Source organism: Streptomyces sp. NPDC102402, from assembly GCF_044765765.1.
GTDB lineage: Bacteria > Actinomycetota > Actinomycetes > Streptomycetales > Streptomycetaceae > Streptomyces.
Genome location: NZ_JBIWKR010000001.1, coordinates 1003164 through 1020122, shown reverse-complemented (window position 1 = coordinate 1020122; position 16959 = coordinate 1003164). Strand labels below are relative to the sequence as shown.

Annotated in this window: 14 protein-coding genes; 7 read left to right on the top strand and 7 right to left on the bottom strand. The window is 74.5% G+C overall.

Annotation, left to right across the window (positions count from 1 at the left end; all coding sequences use genetic code 11):
- Positions 1 to 173 precede the first annotated feature (173 nt).
- Positions 174 to 731, top strand: coding sequence for an ATP-binding protein (locus ACIRJR_RS04375; RefSeq protein WP_403773541.1), 558 nt, complete (start codon positions 174 to 176; stop codon positions 729 to 731).
- A gap of 97 nt (positions 732 to 828) precedes the next feature.
- Here ACIRJR_RS04375 and ACIRJR_RS04370 read toward each other — a convergent pair whose 3' ends face one another.
- Positions 829 to 1071 carry a DUF397 domain-containing protein gene (locus ACIRJR_RS04370; protein WP_099173559.1) on the bottom strand — a complete coding sequence of 81 codons (243 nt, stop codon included), beginning with the start codon at positions 1069 to 1071 and terminating at the stop codon, positions 829 to 831.
- Between the two features lie 276 nt (positions 1072 to 1347).
- On the opposite strand from ACIRJR_RS04370, the gene ACIRJR_RS04365 reads away from it, so the two are divergent.
- Positions 1348 to 1845, top strand: a complete 498-nt coding sequence (locus ACIRJR_RS04365) for a hypothetical protein (RefSeq protein WP_403773538.1) — start codon at positions 1348 to 1350, stop codon at positions 1843 to 1845.
- Positions 1846 to 1855: 10 nt separating this feature from the next.
- Here the strand turns inward: ACIRJR_RS04365 and ACIRJR_RS04360 are convergent, their stop codons facing one another.
- The 3 genes from ACIRJR_RS04360 to ACIRJR_RS04350 are packed head-to-tail and all read right to left on the bottom strand — an operon-like array spanning position 1856 to position 6123.
- Positions 1856 to 3937 (bottom strand): FUSC family protein, encoded by a 2082-nt coding sequence (locus ACIRJR_RS04360; protein WP_403773535.1) that lies wholly within the window; start codon positions 3935 to 3937, stop codon positions 1856 to 1858.
- Between the two features lie 55 nt (positions 3938 to 3992).
- Positions 3993 to 5165, bottom strand: coding sequence for a DUF2786 domain-containing protein (locus ACIRJR_RS04355; protein WP_403773532.1), 1173 nt, complete (start codon positions 5163 to 5165; stop codon positions 3993 to 3995).
- Positions 5166 to 5193: 28 nt separating this feature from the next.
- Complete coding sequence (locus ACIRJR_RS04350) at positions 5194 to 6123, bottom strand: NADP-dependent oxidoreductase (RefSeq protein ID WP_403773529.1); 930 nt, start codon at positions 6121 to 6123, stop codon at positions 5194 to 5196.
- Between the two features lie 130 nt (positions 6124 to 6253).
- Here ACIRJR_RS04350 and ACIRJR_RS04345 point away from each other — a divergent pair, with 130 nt between their 5' ends.
- The gene (locus ACIRJR_RS04345) at positions 6254 to 7960 is read left to right on the top strand and encodes a bifunctional 3'-5' exonuclease/DNA polymerase (RefSeq protein WP_403773526.1); all 1707 of its coding nucleotides are present in this window, start codon (positions 6254 to 6256) and stop codon (positions 7958 to 7960) included.
- Between the two features lie 169 nt (positions 7961 to 8129).
- On the opposite strand, the gene ACIRJR_RS04340 is transcribed toward ACIRJR_RS04345, so the two are convergent.
- Positions 8130 to 9500 carry an alpha-lytic protease prodomain-containing protein gene (locus ACIRJR_RS04340; protein ID WP_403773523.1) on the bottom strand — a complete coding sequence of 457 codons (1371 nt, stop codon included), beginning with the start codon at positions 9498 to 9500 and terminating at the stop codon, positions 8130 to 8132.
- 252 nt (positions 9501 to 9752) lie between these two features.
- On the opposite strand from ACIRJR_RS04340, the gene ACIRJR_RS04335 reads away from it, so the two are divergent.
- A complete protein-coding gene (locus ACIRJR_RS04335) occupies positions 9753 to 10808 on the top strand; it encodes a DUF2804 domain-containing protein (RefSeq protein ID WP_403773520.1) in 1056 nt (351 codons plus the stop codon).
- A 37-nt stretch (positions 10809 to 10845) separates the two neighbouring features.
- Positions 10846 to 11526, top strand: a complete 681-nt coding sequence (locus ACIRJR_RS04330) for a phosphotransferase (RefSeq protein WP_403773517.1) — start codon at positions 10846 to 10848, stop codon at positions 11524 to 11526.
- A gap of 145 nt (positions 11527 to 11671) precedes the next feature.
- Here ACIRJR_RS04330 and ACIRJR_RS04325 read toward each other — a convergent pair whose 3' ends face one another.
- The gene (locus tag ACIRJR_RS04325) at positions 11672 to 12316 is read right to left on the bottom strand and encodes a LuxR C-terminal-related transcriptional regulator (protein ID WP_403773514.1); all 645 of its coding nucleotides are present in this window, start codon (positions 12314 to 12316) and stop codon (positions 11672 to 11674) included.
- A 7-nt stretch (positions 12317 to 12323) separates the two neighbouring features.
- The gene (locus ACIRJR_RS04320) at positions 12324 to 13613 is read right to left on the bottom strand and encodes a sensor histidine kinase (protein WP_403773512.1); all 1290 of its coding nucleotides are present in this window, start codon (positions 13611 to 13613) and stop codon (positions 12324 to 12326) included.
- Between the two features lie 134 nt (positions 13614 to 13747).
- Here ACIRJR_RS04320 and ACIRJR_RS04315 point away from each other — a divergent pair, with 134 nt between their 5' ends.
- Both ACIRJR_RS04315 and ACIRJR_RS04310 read left to right on the top strand, forming a co-directional pair.
- The gene (locus ACIRJR_RS04315) at positions 13748 to 14488 is read left to right on the top strand and encodes an ABC transporter ATP-binding protein (protein ID WP_403773509.1); all 741 of its coding nucleotides are present in this window, start codon (positions 13748 to 13750) and stop codon (positions 14486 to 14488) included.
- Positions 14482 to 16959 (top strand): FtsX-like permease family protein, encoded by a 2478-nt coding sequence (locus ACIRJR_RS04310; protein ID WP_403773506.1) that lies wholly within the window; start codon positions 14482 to 14484, stop codon positions 16957 to 16959. The genes ACIRJR_RS04315 and ACIRJR_RS04310 overlap by 7 nt, the downstream gene beginning before the upstream one ends.

Below are 16959 nucleotides of genomic sequence, written 5' to 3'. Positions count from 1 at the left end.
GCACGGTACCGGTCAGATCGCGCGCGTGCACGTGCATCTGCCCTTGCATCTGCCGTGCGCATTGGGAACCATGGTCCCCGCGCACCTGCGTGCTCGTTCGTGTTGTGCCGCTGTACCCGCAGTGCCCGCTACAAGCAGTGCCGCTACAGCCGCGAATCCCGGGAGTGCCTCGCATGGGGACGAATGGATCGACGATGCTCGAGCCGTTACGGCAAGGGCTTCCACCCATCGACCCCTCGTCGGTCGCGGGCTCGGCCACCTGCACGCTGCCGACCAGGTTCGAAGCGGTGGGCGGGGCACGGAGGTTCACCCGCACGACATTGACCTCCTGGGACCTGGGCGACCACTTCGACGACGTCGCCCTGGTCGTGTCCGAGCTGGTCACCAACGCGTTGCGGCACGCCCTGCCGGCCGACGCCACCGGGGAGCGGCCGGACACCGCCGTGCGGCTGCACCTGATGCGCTGGGCCTCGCGCCTGGTGTGCGCGGTGCGCGATCCCAGCGAGAAGGGACCGGTCGCGGGCGAGGCGCCCGATTCGGCCGAGTCCGGCCGGGGCCTGTTCCTCGTCGAGTCGTTCAGCGACTGCTGGGGCTGGCACCCGTCCCCCGTACCGGTCGGGGACACGGCACCCGACGGAGGGTTCGGCAAGGTGGTCTGGGCCCTGTTCCGGCTGACCGACCACCCGGCGCCCGAGCCCGTTCCGCTCGACGCGTTTCCCGACAGCCTGTAGACGCCTCGCCCGGCGCGGGGCGTGCGGCACACGCCTCCGGGCGTGCGACCGGGCCGGCGGGCGGACGTGCGCCGCGAACCGGCGGGCGGATGCGCGGTCAGGCGCCTGCGGCCAGGTGGTCGAACTCGCCGTCCTTGACGCCCAGCAGCAGCGCCTCGATCTCGGCCGGCGTATAGACGAGTGCGGGCCCGTCGGGATGGCGCGAGTTCCGCATCGCCACATTCCCTCCGGGCAGTTTCGCGAACTCCACGCACGAGCCCTGGGAGTTGCTGTGTCTGCTCTTCTGCCAGACGACCCCGCGAAGCTCTGTGGCCGCCATGCCGTTGTACACGTGGTGCACAGGACGCTCCCCGAGTTGCAAGGTGCAAATGTCAACTAGCTCGGATCATAGCTGTGTTCATATGCCAATGCATGAGCAGATGCACGTGCACGCGGGGTGCGCACGCGACTACAGTTTCCCCCTTGATCCGCCCGGCCGTCCGTTCACCCTTCCCCCACCTCTATGAGGGAGAGACGAACGGGACGCCGATTTGGCTCCCTTCTCCCGGAGTTGTTCTGACCGGCCCTGGTAGCTTGGCGCGGACTTCCGGCCGTGAATCGACAAGGGGAACTCCATATGGACAGGCTCCGGCGCTCCGGCGCTCTCGCCACAGCCGGTCTCGCCGCCCTGTTCGTGCTGACCGCCTGCAGCGGTGAGGACCCTGCCGCGGACAAGGATCCGGCCTCCGGGTCCGGGTCCGGGTCCGGGTCCGGGCAGAACTCACCGCCCGCCGGCGGCGAGGGTGGCACGGGCACCGTGGGTCCGGGCGTCGCTGCGCTCGACGGCACCTGGACGAGCACGTCCGACGGCTCGCCCGTCGTCCTGTCGGTCACCTCGGGCAAGGTGGCGCTGGTCGCCGACCAGCACGTGTGCCAGGGCGAGGTGAAGGACACGGGCGAGGTGACGCTCGCGCTGAAATGCCTCGACGGGAACACCGACCGGACCGTGGGGGCCGTCGAGTCGCTCGACGGCGACAAGCTCGTCGTCTCCTGGGGCACCGGGGCCCAGGACACTCTGACCAGGACCGATCCCGACGAACTGCCGACGGGCCCGCCACAGGCACCCCCGGCCTGACTCCGCTCCCCTAAGCCCTCCCGCTGCTGATCTCCAGCGCCCTGGAGAAGTCCTCCAGGGCACGGAGCAGCAGGGTGGCCCCGTTGCGTACGAAGTCGTCGGGCGGCGGCCCCGGAGCGCCGTCCCGGCGGGCCAGCGTCTCCCTGACCGCCTCCCACTCCGGGACGCGGCGCTCCCGCACCGCCTTCGCGCCCTCCTCGGTGACCCGGCGCACCACGTCGGCCAGGTCGGCGGCCTCGGGAACGGGAGTGGCCGACGCGGCGGGCAGGTGGGCCTCCATCAGCATCGCGACCCGGCCGAACTGGGCGAGCGCGTCCTGGGCGTCCGCGGCGGAGGTCCGGGAGATGCCCCGGTGGCGGACGGGCTCGTACCGGGCCCTCTCCAGCGCCTCCTGCCAGGCGACGCGCGCCTCCCGGGTGGTGAGCAGGGCGGTGCGCACGTCCTCCAGGCTCCTGGAGGCGGGATCGGCGTACCGGTCGAGCACGGTGGCCGCGTAGGACCCGTCCGTGACCAGCCAGGTGGCGAGCCGGTCGCGCAGCCGCGGGGTCTCCCAGGCCGGGTAGACGGCGTACGCGATCATCGCGAGGAGGCCTCCGATGAGGGTCAGCACCACCCGTTCGAGCACGGTCTGCGACCAGTCGTTGCCGGCCATGCCGAGCAGGAAGACGACGTACGCGGCGACACAGACCTGGCCGACCGCGTATCCGGTGCGCATCAGGAGGTACATCAGCCCGGCGCTGACGACCGCGAGCAGGGCGGAGACCCATGCCCTCGGCTGCAGGACCTGCACCATCCCGGTGGCCACGGCCACACCGATCACGGTGCCCATGAAGCGGGCCACGGAACGCGAGTAGGTCTGGGTGAACTCGGGGCGCATCACCATCACCGCGGTCATCGGCGCCCAGTAGCCGTGGCCGAACGGCAGGACCGCCCCCATGAGGTAGCCCGCGGCGGACACGGCCGACACACGGATCGCGTGGCGCAGGATCATCGACCCGCGCCGCAGTTCGCGGCGCATGGAGCGGTAGACGACGGGGACCAGCCGCAGCAGGGTGGGCCGGCGGCGGTGCGGGACGAGCGGCTTCCCCGGCGTCCTGTCGTCCGTACCGGTGCCCTCGGCGATCTCGATGACGTCCGCGAGAAGCGAGGCGAGCCGGTCGGCGGCCCGCTTGGGCGGGCCCGTGAGGATGACCTCGGTGTCGGGGGACTTCAGCACCGACAGCGCCGTCTCGTCCAGACGGACGGGGTCGCCGTGACGCACCGCCCGCGCCGCGGAGTCGAGCAGGGATCCGGCGGCGCCGAGGATCTCCTGCGCCCAGTAGCGCTCCGGGCCCTCGGCCGGGACCCCCAGGGCGGGGTCGGCCAGCGAGGCGAGGACCGGCCGCAGCCGTTCCGCGACCCCGCGCGCGCCGTGCAGGTCGGCGGGGCGCCGCCGGGCCTGGCGGGGGGTGACGGCGGCGGCGTTGCGCGCGGTCATCAGCGGTACGGGGTCGAAGGGCGCGATCGGGTCGTGCCGCAGTCTGCGGGCGTAGTCGGCCTCGCCCTCGAGGGCGTCGGCGAGCGCGTCGCGCTGGGCGCCCCATCTGCGGACCGGGAACAGCACGATCAGCGCCGCCTGGACCAGTCCGCCGACCGCCATCATCGCGGCGTGCGCGGCGGCGTCGGCCACGGAGGTGGGCAGGGTGATCGTGACCAGCATGATCGCGACGTTGGAGCCCGCGATGATCCCGCCCGTCGGGCCCGCCGCCCAGGTCATCCCGGCGGCGAACGTCCAGAGGACCAGAAGGACCAGGAAGAGCAGGGTGTGGGTCACGGTGACGTAGCCGACGAACGTCGACACGGCCAGGCTGGCGCCGGAGACCAGGGCGAGCACGGGCCGCGGGCGCCAGCTGCGCTGGAACGTCGCGATGGCCGCCTGGAACGCGCCGAAGGCGGATCCGGCGGCGATCACCGGTCCGAAGAGCGCGAGACTCACCCCGACCACGAGGGCGAGGCCCGCGGCGCCGCGCACCGCGATGAGCGGTTCGAGACGCCGCCGCTCGATCGTCAGACCCGAGCGGGCGGTCTCCCTCAGCGCCCGGAGCCAGCTCATGGACCGAGCCTAGCGGGATCCACGGGCAACCCCGACTTATGCCGCACCACTTGACCTAACGGCGGATTTCCGGCCCGCTTCCGCCCATCCTGGCCCGGTCGGCCGCGGCCGTGCCGTGGTTCCATCCCTCGGCGTCCGTCGCCCCGCGCAACCGCGTCGTGGTGGTCCGCGGGAACATCCGCTCGGCGGTGTCGGTGACGGCGACGTCCCGGGCGGCCAGGACCGGCAGCAGCGCCCCGGATCCGCCGCCGGCTCCGGAGTCCTCGGACCCCGCCGCCGCCGTGACCCGCGCGGTGTCCGCGGCGAGACGGCTCCCCAGGCGCTGGGCGTACGCCAGCAGGAAGGACTGCCGGAAGGCCTTGGTCCGCTTGCGTCCGCCCGCCCGCTGCTCGGCCTCCGCCTTCGTCATCGCGGCGTTGCCCTGGACCAGCAACGAGGTGAAGAGCAGTTCCACTGCCTCCAGGTCCGGTTCGAAGCCCACGACGGTGGTGAAGCCGAGATCGCTGTTCCACACCGCCCTGCAGCGGTTCGCCGACGCGACCGAGTCGAGGAGGACCGCCTTCGCGCTCTCGTAGGGCGCGTCGACCCCGATCCGTACGGCGCCCGGCGTCCCGGCACCGGGTGTGCGGGCGGCGAGGAGCGCCTCGTCGATGCTGTGCCGGGCCATCAGCTCCTGCGCCTTGGTGGTGAGCGCCTCGGCCTCCTCGGGGAAACCGGTCGCCTCCGCTTTGGCGAGCAGCGCCCGGATCCTGGTGAGCATGCGGGGCTCGCCGTGCGCGGGCGGGCCGTACGGTGCGCCCGCGGCGGACGCGCCGGGCCGCGGTCCGACCGGTTCGATGACCGGCAGCCTCAGCAGCAGCCGGTACAGCTCCAGGAGCGCGGAGGCGTAGGTGAAGCGGTCGGGCCGGTTGCGGGGTGCCGGGGCCGGCATCATCGCCAGCTGGTCGGACCAGCGCGGGGGAAGCTGCCCGTACCCCGCTGTCTCCGCCGCGATCAGGGCCGAGACCAGCGCGCCACCGGGCTCGTCCAGCTCACGCCGGACGGTCCGTACGACGTCGGAGGGCTGCCAGCCGCGCGCCCAGGCCCGGCTGACGAACTCCTCGCCCCGGCGGTGGAGCTCCTCGTCGGCGGACGGGTCCGCGGCGAGCAGGGAGGCGCCGGTGTCCAGGCCCGCGTCGCCGTCCGCGTACAGGGCCGCGGCACACGCCCGGTCGGTCACCGATTCCATGGGGCCAGGGTAGGCGGCGGCGCGCCGGTCAGTGCTCCCCGGGGAGCAGCACCAGCTTGCCGCGCACATGCCCGGCCTCGCTCAGCTCCTGTGCTCGCGCCGCCCGGCCGAGCGGAAAGGTTTTTTCGACCGGGATCCGCAGGCCGCCGACGGCCGCCGCCTGCGCGTACCCGCCGAGCCGCCTGCCCTCGTCGGGGCTGGTCCCGCCGCCTGCCGAGAAGGCCACGCCGAAGTGCGCCGCGTCCGGGTCGGCGATGGTGGCGATCCTGTCCGCCGTGCCCCCGCGCAGCTCCACCGAGTCGGCGAGCGCCCCCTTGCCGACGACGTCGAACACCGCGTCCACTCCCTGGGGCGCGGCCTCCCGCACCCGCTTCACGAGCCCCTCCCCGTAGGCCACCGGGACCGCGCCCAGCACCCGCAGGTAGTCGTGGTTGGCCGGTGAGGCGGTCCCGATGACGGTGGCGCCCCAGGCGACGGCCAGCTGGACCGCGGCGGAGCCGACCGAGCCGGACGCACCGTGCAGCAGCAGGGTCTCGCCCTCGGACACCGCCAGTTCGTCCAGCACCCGGACGGCGGTCGCCGTCGCGAGGGGCAGCGCGGCGGCCTCCGCCCACCCCAGGACCTCCGGCTTGCGGGCGACCACGCCCACGTCGGCCAGCACGTACTCCGCGTACGCCCCGGTGGTGCTCCGTCCGAGGACCTCGTCACCGACCACGAACTCCGTGACGCCCTCTCCCGTCTCGTCGACCACCCCGGCGAACTCGACCCCGGGCGTGGCGGGCAACGGGGTGGGGAACGCCGCCTGCATCCAGCCGTTGCGGATCTTGTGATCGACCGGGTTGACCCCGGCGGCCCTGACCGCCACCCGGATCTGCCCGGGCCCGGCGTGGACGTCCTCGACCCGGGCCAGACGCAGGACCTCGGGGCCGCCGAACTCCTCGTACACGATCGCTTCCATCACCGTCTCCTCCGCCGCCTGCCGCCTTCGCGGAGCGCGCCCGCGCACCGCACCTCGATCCTCGCGCCGGGCGGGCCCGCCCGCCCGGCGAGCCGGGCCCGCTGTCAGTGCCGGGTGCGAAAATCGGCACATGACCGAACGCTGGGCTCTCGCCGGCGCGGAGGGGGGCGGCGCACTCCTCGTGCCGCTGACGCGCGACGGCCTGCCCGCCGGCCCCGTCCTGGCCGAGCCCGACCTCGCCGAATCCGTCCGCTCCCGGCCCGAGGTGGTCCGCTGGGTCTGGCGTTCGACCGCCGGGATCTATCCCCGGCTGCTCGCGGCGGGCGTGCGGGTGGAGCGGTGCTACGACATCGAGTGCGCCGAGCTGCTGCTCCTCGGCCACGAGGGGCGCTTCGGCGAGCCCCGCTCCGCCGCGGCGGCCTGGGCCCGGCTGCGCAACGCCCCGGTGCCCGCCGATCCGCCGCCCCGCTCGGCCGAGCCGGGATCGCAGTCCTCCCTCTTCGAGCCGCGTTCCGGCACCGACCTGCCGTTCGACGCGCTCCTGGAGGTCTACGCGGATCAGCTGCGCCGCCACGACGGGACGGAGCACCCCGGCAGGATGCGGCTGCTCACGGCTGCGGAGTCCGCCGGCACGCTGGTCGCCGCCGAGATGAACCGGTCCGGACTGCCCTGGCGGGCCGATGTGCACCGCGAGGTGCTGAACGGCCTGCTGGGCGAGCGCTACGCGGGCGGCGGCGAGCCCCGCCGACTGGCCGAGGCCGCCGACGAGGTGTCCGCGGCGTTCGGCAGACGGGTGCGCCCCGACCTGCCGGCCGACGTCCTGAAGGCGTTCGCGCAGGCCGGGATCAAGGTGAGGTCGACCCGGCGCTGGGAGCTGGAGGAGCTCGACCATCCGGCGGTGGAGCCGCTGATCCGCTACAAGAAGCTGTACCGCGTCTGGACCGCGCACGGCTGGAGCTGGCTCCAGGACTGGGTGCGCGAGGGCCGCTTCCGCCCCGAGTACCAGCCGGGGGGCACGGTCAGCGGGCGCTGGACGACCAACGGGGGCGGGGCCCTGCAGATCCCCAAGGTGATACGCCAGGCGGTCGTCGCCGACGAAGGCTGGCGGCTGGTCGTGGCCGACGCCGACCAGATGGAGCCGCGTGTGCTGGCCGCGATCTCCCGCGACCGGGGGCTGATGGAGGTGGCCGGACACGAGGGCGACCTCTACAAGGCGCTGTCCGACCGTGCCTTCCACGGCGACCGCGACCACGCCAAGCTCGCTCTGCTGGGCGCGGTCTACGGCCAGACCTCGGGTGACGGCCTGAAGAATCTGGCGGCGCTGCGACGGCGCTTCCCCCGGGCCGTCGGGTACGTCGACGACGCGGCGAAGGCCGGCGAGGAGGGGCGCCTCGTCCGCACCTGGCTGGGCCGCACGAGCCCGCCCGCCGCCGGGGCGGGCGAGGACGGCGAGGCGGGCATCCCGCAGGAGAGCCAGGAGCCGCCGGCCGGTGAGGGTGCCGACACCTACGGGTTCACCCCCGGCTATGCCTCGTCGGACGCCCGCGCGCGGGGCCGCTTCACCCGTAACTTCGTGGTCCAGGGGAGCGCCGCGGACTGGGCCCTGCTGCTCCTGGCGGCGCTGCGGCGGACGCTCGCCTCCGCCGGGATGCGTGCCGAGCTGGTGTTCTTCCAGCACGACGAGGTGATCGTGCACTGCCCTGCCGAGGAGGCTCCCGCGGTGGTGGAGGCGATCCGCGAGGCCGGGGAGCTCGCCGGGCGGGTCGCCTTCGGGGAGACGCCGGTGCGCTTCCCGTTCACCACGGCGGTCGTGGAGCGCTACTCGGACGCGAAGTGACCCGCCGGACGACGGCCTCCCGGCGCCCGGGTCGCCCGGGCGGCAGCGGCCCGGACCGGGAGGGGTGCCCCGGACCGGGCCGCTGCCGCCCTCGCGGACCGGACAGCGGCCGCGAGGGCGTCCGGCTCGGGAGCGCCCCGGTGCGGGAGCGCCCCGGTGCGGCGGATCGTCAGATCCGCTGCCAGAGCGCGGGCACGTTCGGCGGCTGCCAGCCCGCCTGCGCCCGGTGCCCCTGGAGGCAGCGGTAGCTCGCGCCGCCGTACGTCACCACCGCCCCGGCGGCGTACGTCGTGCCCGCCGCCCACGTCCCGCCGGGCTCGGTGGGCGGGTCGGTGGGCGGGTCGGTGGGCGGGTCGGTCGGCGTACCGCTGGTGACGAGGGTCAGTCCGTACGCGGCCAGCGCCGGGTTGACCGGCTGGTAGTACGTCGTACCGCCCTGGGAGCAGTTCCCGGAGCCGCCGGAGGTGACGCCCTGTGCCTGGCTGCCGGAGATGAACGAGCCGCCCGAGTCACCGGGTTCGGCACACACGCTGGTGCGGGTCACGCCGGTGATGGTGCCTTCCGGGTAGGTGACGCTGCTGCCGTGCTGCTGGATCGTGCCGCAGTGCCAGCCCGTCGTGGAGCCGGACCGGCAGACCGAGGAGCCCACCACGGCCTGGACGGATCCGGTGACGGTCACATCGCCGTTGCCGTATCCGTTCACCAGGGCGCGGGGGTTCCAGTTGGCGTTGACCGCGACCCAGGCGTAGTCGCGGCCGGGGAAGGTGGAACCCTGGAAGGACCCCTGTGCCTGCTGGTTGGCCCCGCTGGTGATGACGCCGGGCGTTCCGCAGTGCCCGGCGGTGACGAAGCCGGCCTGGGTGCCGCGCCTGACGGGGAAGCCGATGGAGCAGCGCCCCGAACCGTTCATGTAGTACGCGTCGCCGCCGCGCAGATCCGCGTAGGCGCGCGGCTGTTCGGTCGAGCGGTCGACCCGGACGAGGCCGCGGGATATGCCCGCGGCGGCGAGGAACCCGTCCGCGGCCCCCGTACGGGCGGCGTTGACGACCAGCCGGTTGGCACGGACGTCCACGTACCAGGAAGGCACGTCCTTCGGCGCCCCCTTCCGTGCGACCTCGTCCAGCGCCGCCTTGGCCGCTTCGAGACGGTCCAGGCTGTGGCCGACGACCTCGGCGCGGGCTCCCGCGGCGGTGATCCGGGCGACGTCGGCGCGGTCGGTGGTGGCGACGGTGAGGACGGCGGCGCCGTCGCTCAGCCGGGCGCCGGCGAAGTCGGCGCCGAGCGACCTCTCCAGCGCCGCCGCCGTGACCGCCGCCCGGTACTCGTCGGCCGTTCGGGCCCTGGCCTCGTCGGCGTCGAGGCCGAGGTCGCGTCGCATGGCTTCGGCCTGTCCCGGCGAGAGCCGGTCCACGGCGGGCACGGTGGCGCCCGCGGGACGGGCCGAGGCGACACCGGCCAGTTGGGCGAGGGCGAGCGCGCCCACCGCCACGGCGGCGGTCGCCGCGGCGCAGGCGCGTCTGCGGAGCACAGTCGTCTCCACGTCACTCTCCTTGTGTTCGGGGGCGTTCGAGGGATGCCGGGCTCCGGGGGAGCGGAGCCCGGGGGTGGGAGAACTGCCGCGAACGTAGCCGCGCGTACCCCGGGCGCAGGAGATCCCGTCCGCCCCCTACCGCCGCGTTATGGGGCGCCCCGGGTGGCGGGTCCCAGGCCGCCGCAACCGCGGGGGGAGACGCCCCCGGCGCGCCCCGGAGCCGTGCCCGGACGGCGCGCCGTGCCGCTATAGGCTCCGGCCATGGCGACGCACGAGCACGAGATCACCGGGCCGGTCGACCTCTGCCTGCCCGACGGCAGCCTGAATCCGGCGGCGGTCGGCTGGTCCAGGAATCCGCTGCACCGGGCCAATCTGCGGGGATGGGGCCGGACGAAGCGGTGGGAACACTGGTGCGTGACCACGCCCACCCATCTGGTGGCCCTGACCGTGAGCGACCTCGACTTCCTGGCCCTGAACTCCGTCTACGTGCTGGAATTCGGTCCCGGCGGACGCGAGTTCGAGTGCTCCTCGATCGTTCCCGCGGCCCGGGGCGTCCGGCTCCCGGACACCGTCGCCGGAGCGCCGGGCTCCGAGGACGTGGTCGTGGGCCCGGCGCGGCCGACCGGCGGAAAGGTGCGCGTGGAGATCCGTGACGAGAACGCGGGAACTCGGCTGCGGGCCCGCTGCCTGACCCCGGAGCGGCTGCCGCTGGAGGTCGGACTCCTGGTGTCGCGGCCGGAGGGGCACGAGTCGCTGTCCGTGGTCGTGCCGTGGAGCGAGCAGCGCTTCCAGTACACCTCGAAGCACACCGCCCTCCCCGCCGCCGGACGGGTGCGCGTCGGATCGGAGATCCTCACGTTCGGCGGGGAGGGCAACGAGACGTGGGCCGTCCTGGACCACGGCCGGGGCCGCTGGCCGCGCACGGTCGACTGGAACTGGGGCGCCGCCTCGGGCCGTACGGACGGGCACACCGTCGGCCTCCAGTTCGGCGGGCGCTGGACGCGGGGCACCGGCTCCACCGAGAACGGCCTCTGCGTGGACGGCCGGCTCACCAAGATCGGCGAGGAGCTGGACTGGCAGTGGTCCGCATCCGACCCGCTGGCTCCGTGGACCCTCCGGGCGCCCTCGTCCGGCCAGGTGGACCTGACGTTCACGCCGTTCCACAACCGGTCGGTGCACACCGACGCCGGTCTGATCGCCAACCGCACCGACCAGCGCTTCGGCCACTACAACGGCCGGATCCGGACGGACGACGGCAGCGAGATCGCCGTGGAACAGCTCCTGGGCTGGGCCGAGGACGTCCACATGCGCTGGTGACTCCCCGGGGCCGCACGGCGCGGGTAGGTTTCCGTCCATGCATACAGGCCGACTCCTGGGCTCGGGACGCACCGCCGACGTGTACGCACTCGACGGCTCCTGGGTCCTGCGCCGCTACCGCCGGAGCATCGACACCGCCGGTGAGCTGGCCGTGATGTCGTACCTCTCGGCCTCGGGCTTCCCCGTCCCGCGCATCGGGCCGCCGGCCGGGGCCGCGCTTCCCACGGACCTCGTGATGCAGCGGCTGACCGGGCCGACACTGGCGGAGGCACTGTTGTCCGGGACGGTGACCGAGGACGACGGCGCGGAGCTGCTGGCCCGGCTCCTGCGGGAGCTGCACACCATCCCCCCGCGGCTGTCCCAGGACCCCGGGGACCGGATCCTCCACCTGGACCTGCACCCGGAGAACGTGATCCTCACCCCCGAGGGCGCCATGGTGATCGACTGGCTGACCGCCGCCGAGGGGCCGCCGGCACTGGACCGGGCCATGACCGCGCTGATTCTGGCGCAGGTGGCCCTGGACCCGGCGTTCACCGCCGGAGACCGGCTGCGGGACCTGCTGGCGACGCTGCTCTCACGGTTCTCGGACGACGGCGGTGTGCCGGCCGACGCGCTCGCCCGGGCGGCCGGCCTGCGCGCCGCGGACCCGCGGCTCACCGCGCACGAGACGGCGGTGCTGGGCGAGGCGGCGGAACTGGTCGCGTCACTGGCGGGCTGACGGGCACCGGGGCTGCCTCCGCCCTGGTGCGCTGACAGCCACCGGCCGGCCTCCGCGCCGGAGGCGGCCGTCCGTACGCCGTGCCGCCCGTGCCGGAGGCGGCCGTCCGTACGCCGTGCCGCCCGCGCCGCGCAGGACCGGCCGCTCACTTCCGCAGGTAGGCCAGCACGGCCAGGACCCTGCGGTTCGTCGCGTCGGTCACGGAGAGGTCGAGCTTGGTGAGAATCGAGCCGAAATGCTTGCTGACCGTGCCCTCACTGACCGTCAGCGCGTCGGCGACCGAGGCGTTCGAGCGCCCCTCCGCCATCAGCGCCAGCACCTCGCGCTCCCGCGCCGTCAGCCGCGACAGCGGGTCGCGGCGGTGCCGCAGGAGCTGGCGCACCACCTCCGGATCGACGACGGTGCCGCCCTCGGCGACCCGCTGGAGCGCGTCGACGAACTCCTCGACCTTCCCCACGCGCTCCTTGAGGAGGTAGCCCACGCCGATGCCGTCGCCGGAGTCGAGCAACTCCTCCGCGTACGCGCGCTGGACGTACTGGCTGAGGACCAGCACGGGCAGTCGCGGCCGGGCCTCCCGCAGGGACACCGCGGCCCGGAGGCCCTCGTCGGAGAAGCCGGGCGGCATCCGCACGTCCGTCACGACGATGTCCGGGCCGTGTTCGGCGACGGCGGCGGTGAGTTCACCGGCGGTGCCGGCGCCGGCCACCACCTGGTGGCCGAACCTCTCCAGCAGGCCGACCAGGCCCTCCCTCAGGAGCACGCTGTCCTCGGCCAGCACGATGCGCAGCATCCAACCCTCATTCGACCAGGTGTGCGGGGTTCCGGGGAACATCCAGCCGGAGCACGGTCGGCCCCCCGGCCGGGCTGGACAGTAGCAGCCGCCCGTCCAGCACGGAGAGCCGGTCGGCTACCCCCTGCAGCCCGGTCCCCCCGGCCGTCGTCGCGCCCCCCGCCCCGTCGTCCCGCACCTCGACGGTCAGCCGCTCCCCGTCGTCCCGTCCCGTCACCCGGGCACGGGTCGCCCCGCTGTGCCTGGCCACATTGGCCAGCGCCTCGCAGAGGGCGAAGTACACCGCGGTCTCGACCGGTTGCGGCAGCCGCACCGGGAGGTCCAGGTCCACGTCCACGGGGACCGCCGAGCGGTCGGCGACGTCCTCGACCGCCGCGGCCAGACCGCGGTCGGTGAGGACCCGGGGGTGGATGCCCCGGATGAGTTCCCTGATCTCCACCAGTGCTTCCCCGGCCTCCTCGTGCGCCTTGGCCAGCAGTCCGCCCAGCGGCTCGGCCGGGGACTCCAGCCTGGCCAGCCCGAGCGTCATCGACAGGGCGACGAGCCGCTGCTGCGCCCCGTCGTGCAGATCGCGCTCGATCCGGCGGCGCTCCGCCTCGAAGGCGTCCACCAGCCGCATCCGGGAGCGCCCCAGCTCCTCGATACGGGCGTCGAGTCCGTCGCCACCCGCCGACAGCATCACCCGTGCCAGCGCCCCGCGCGCCACCGCCGCCCACCCGAGCGGATAGGCGAGCGCAGGCAGCAGCACCAGGCCGAGCAGGGCCAGGGCGAAGGCCTGCGGATACGAGTCGGCGAGGTACAGCTTCAGCACCCGGACCTCCTCGCCGCCGGTGACGGCCGCCATCACCGCCGGCGTCGCCAGCAGCCCGCCGCAGAAGGCCAGTACGCCCCCGGCGAGAAGTCCCTCCAGGGGCCAGAGCACCCCGGCGAAGAGCAGCGCGTACCCCAACTCCCGCCAGGTGGCCCGCTCCCGGAGCCGGGTGCGCAGCCACGCGCCCAGACCGGCGCGCGCCGGGGCCCGGTGCGGATCACCGAGCGGCGCGGGGTCGACCAGCCGCAGCCTGCGCCGCTCGACGGCGGCCACCGGTATGCCGAGGAGGGCGAGCACCAACAGGAGCGGGAGGCCGATGAGTACGGGGGTGAGGGCGCCGCCCACCACGGCCAGCAGCAGGACGAGGACGAGGACGGCCATCCCGGCCGGGACGCCGCTCAGCAGGTACAGGCCCGCGCGCCACGGCCAGCCGCCGAGGAGGTAGCGGCGGCGCACGAGGGCCTGCCGGAGAGTGAGTGGGCTCATGGACCGCACCGTAGACAGCGCGGACCGTCCACCACCACCCGGTGGGCGGGGGGCCTGAGGTGGACCTGGCTCCACCCCCAGGACTCCCCCTCGCTGCGATGTGGGCGCCGTACGAGGCCGGTTGGCTGGTACCCATGAATCAGCACCCCGCAGCCATCCGGCTCGACACCGTCACCCGGTCCTTCGGCACGACCGCCGACGCGGTCACGGCCCTGGACCGAGTCAGCCTCTCCGTCCCCCGCGGCTCCTTCACCGCGATCATGGGACCGTCCGGCTCCGGCAAGTCGACGCTCCTCCAGTGCGCGGCCGGCCTCGACCGGCCCACGTCGGGCCGGGTGTTCCTCGGGGACACCGAGATGACCGGGCTGAGCGAGCGGAAGCTGACCCTGCTGCGCCGCGAGCGGATCGGGTTCGTCTTCCAGGCCTTCAACCTGCTGCCCGCCCTCACCGCCGAGCAGAACGTGGCGCTCCCGCTCCGGCTGGCGGGCCGCGGTCCCCGGCGCGCGGAGGTGCGCGAGGTGCTGGACCGGGTCGGCCTGGGCTCCAGGGCCCGGCACCGGCCCACCGAGCTCTCCGGCGGTCAGCAGCAACGCGTCGCGCTGGCACGGGCGTTGGTCACCCGCCCCGAGGTGCTGTTCGGTGACGAGCCGACGGGGGCGCTCGATTCCCGTACGGGGCACGAGGTCCTCGGCCTGCTGCGGTCGATGGCCGACGCGGGCCAGACGGTGATCATGGTGACGCACGATCCGGTGGCCGCCTCGTACGCGGACCGGGTGGTGTTCCTGGCCGACGGATCGGTTCGGGACGAGCTGTGCGACCCGGCCGCCGAACAGGTCGCCGCCCGCATGACCGCCCTGGCGGTGGTCCCGTGCTGACCGCCGCCCTGCGCTCGATGCGGACCCGCTGGGTCACCTTCGTCGGCTCCTTCACCGCCCTCGCCCTGGGCGTCGGGCTCATCGCCATGACCGGCCTGGCCCTGGCCGCCACCTTCGACGCTCCGGAGCGCGCCCCGGAGCGCTTCGCGGGCGCGCCGGTCGTGGTGGCGCCTTCGGACACCCTCCGGGTCGCGACGCCCGTCGGGGAGCGCACGGCCCGCCTCACCGACCCCCGCCCGGTCCCGGAAGCCCTGGCCGACGGCCTCTCCGCGCTGGGACGTACGGCCGAGGACCGCACCTTCGCCGTCCGTCTGGCCGGCACGGAGGCCGTGGGACATCCGTGGTCCGTCGCCGGCGAAGCGCCGTACCACCTCACCTCGGGCCGTGCTCCGGCCGCGACCGGCGAGGTCGTCGTGACGGAGGGCGCGGGTCGGGGACTCCGGGCCGGCGACCGGATCAGGATCACCGCCCCCGGCGCGGCCGCGGGAGCGGGCACGCGGACGGTGGTCGGCACGGTGGCGGACGCCGGGTCAGGGACGGCGGTGTTCTTCGGGGACGCCGAGGCCGCCCGCATCCACCCGGCCGTCGACGCGGTCGCCGTGCACGCCGAACCGGAAGCCGTGCGGCGGCTCGTGGAGACGTACCCCGGCATGAGTGTGCTCACCGGAGACGACCGGCACCGCGCCGACGACGATCCCGACCGCGACCGTGAGGCCCTGACCGCCGTCAACGCACTGCTCGGCACGGCGGCGGGCATCACCGGTTTCGTCTCGGTCTTCGTCGTCGCCTCGACGTTCTCCTTCGCCGTGACCCAGCGCCGGAGGGAGTTCGGGCTGCTCCGCACCGCGGGTGCCACCCCGGGCCAGGTGCGGCGGACGGTCGTCGTGGAGGCGCTGGTGATCGGCGCCCTGGCCTCGGCCGCCGGCTGTCTGCTGGGCGACGCCGCGGCGCCCCTGCTCGCCCGCCGGCTGGCCGGCGAAGGGCTGGCCCCGGCGTGGTTCGCCGTCGGCGACGCGACCTGGCCGCTGCACACCGCCTTCTGGACGGGGCTGGGCGTGGCACTCGCCGGAGTCGCCGTCTCCTCCTACCGGGCGGGCCGGATCAGGCCGGTGGAGGCACTGCGCGACGCGGCGACCGATGCCGGTGGGATTCCGCTGAGCCGTCTGCTGACGGGGGCGGCCGTCCTGCTGACCGGGCTGGGGCTGCTGGGCTGGTCCCTGGTCACCGACCCCGGGGACGTGCTGAAGCGGAAGACGTACATCCTGCAGCCCATGTGGATCATCGTCGGCGTCGCGCTGCTCGCGCCTCTCCTGGTGCGCCCGCTGACAAGGCTGCTCACCTGGCTGCCCGCGCGGCTGCCCGGCGCCGCCGGGCTGCTGGCCCGGCAGAACGCCTCGACGAGCACCCGGCGCACCGCCTCGGTCGCCGCGCCCGTCCTGATCACCGTCGCCCTCACGGGCTCACTGCTGGGCACCGTGGCCACGATCGACGGGGGCAGGGCCGCCGAGGCGGCGGCGACGGTCTCAGGCGTGGACTACGTGGCCGGCGGGGACGGCCCGCTGGACCCACGCTTCGTGCAGCGCGTACGGAGCGTTCCCGGAACCGTGGTCAGTGCCTCCCGCTCCACCGGGGTCACCGTCCTCGAGGAGGGCACCGCGCTCGTCTCCTCGGAGGCGCGGGCGGCCGATCCGGGCGCCCTTGCCGCGACCGCCCGCCTGCCTCTCGTCGCCGGCCGGATCGGCGACCTGGACGACGACTCCGTCATCGTCAACGAGGAGTGGGAGACCCGGACGGTGGGACAGCGCGTGAACCTCTGGCTGGGCGACGGCCGCGAGGTGTCGCTCCGCGTCGCCGCCGTGATGCGGACCGGTACCGGAAGCAACGGGGTCTACGTGACCCCCGCGAACGCGGCGGGCGCCGCGGTCGACCGGGTCGACGTCAGGCTCCGCGAGGACGCGGACCGTTCGGCCGTCCGCGCCCTCCTGGAGAGGGCCGGACGGGACACGGGCACCCCGGTCATGACGAGGGAGGCCTGGGTGGCCGCGCACCAGCCGCGCACCGGCGGCAACACCCGGGTGGGCCTGCTGCTCATCCTCGGCATCGCCCTGCTGTACACGGGGATCGCGCTGGCGAACACCCTGGTCATGGCCACCTCGGACCGGGTGCGCGAACTCGCGGCGCTACGGCTCACCGGTGCCACGAAGCCGCAGGTGCTCCGGCTGCTGGCGGTCGAGGCCCTGATCGTGGTGGCGGTGGGCGCGGTCCTGGGAGGGGCGGTGGCCGGGCTGAACCTGCTGGGAGTGAAGGCCGCCCTGGAACTCCTCTCGGTGAGCTCCCCGGTGGCCGTCCCCTGGGCGGGCCTCGGCGCCGTACTGGCCGCTTGCGCCGCGGCGGCCGCGATCTGCGCCGCGCTTCCCGCACTCGCGGCGCTGCGCACGAGGCCGGTCGAGGTGGCGGGCGCCCGCGAGTGA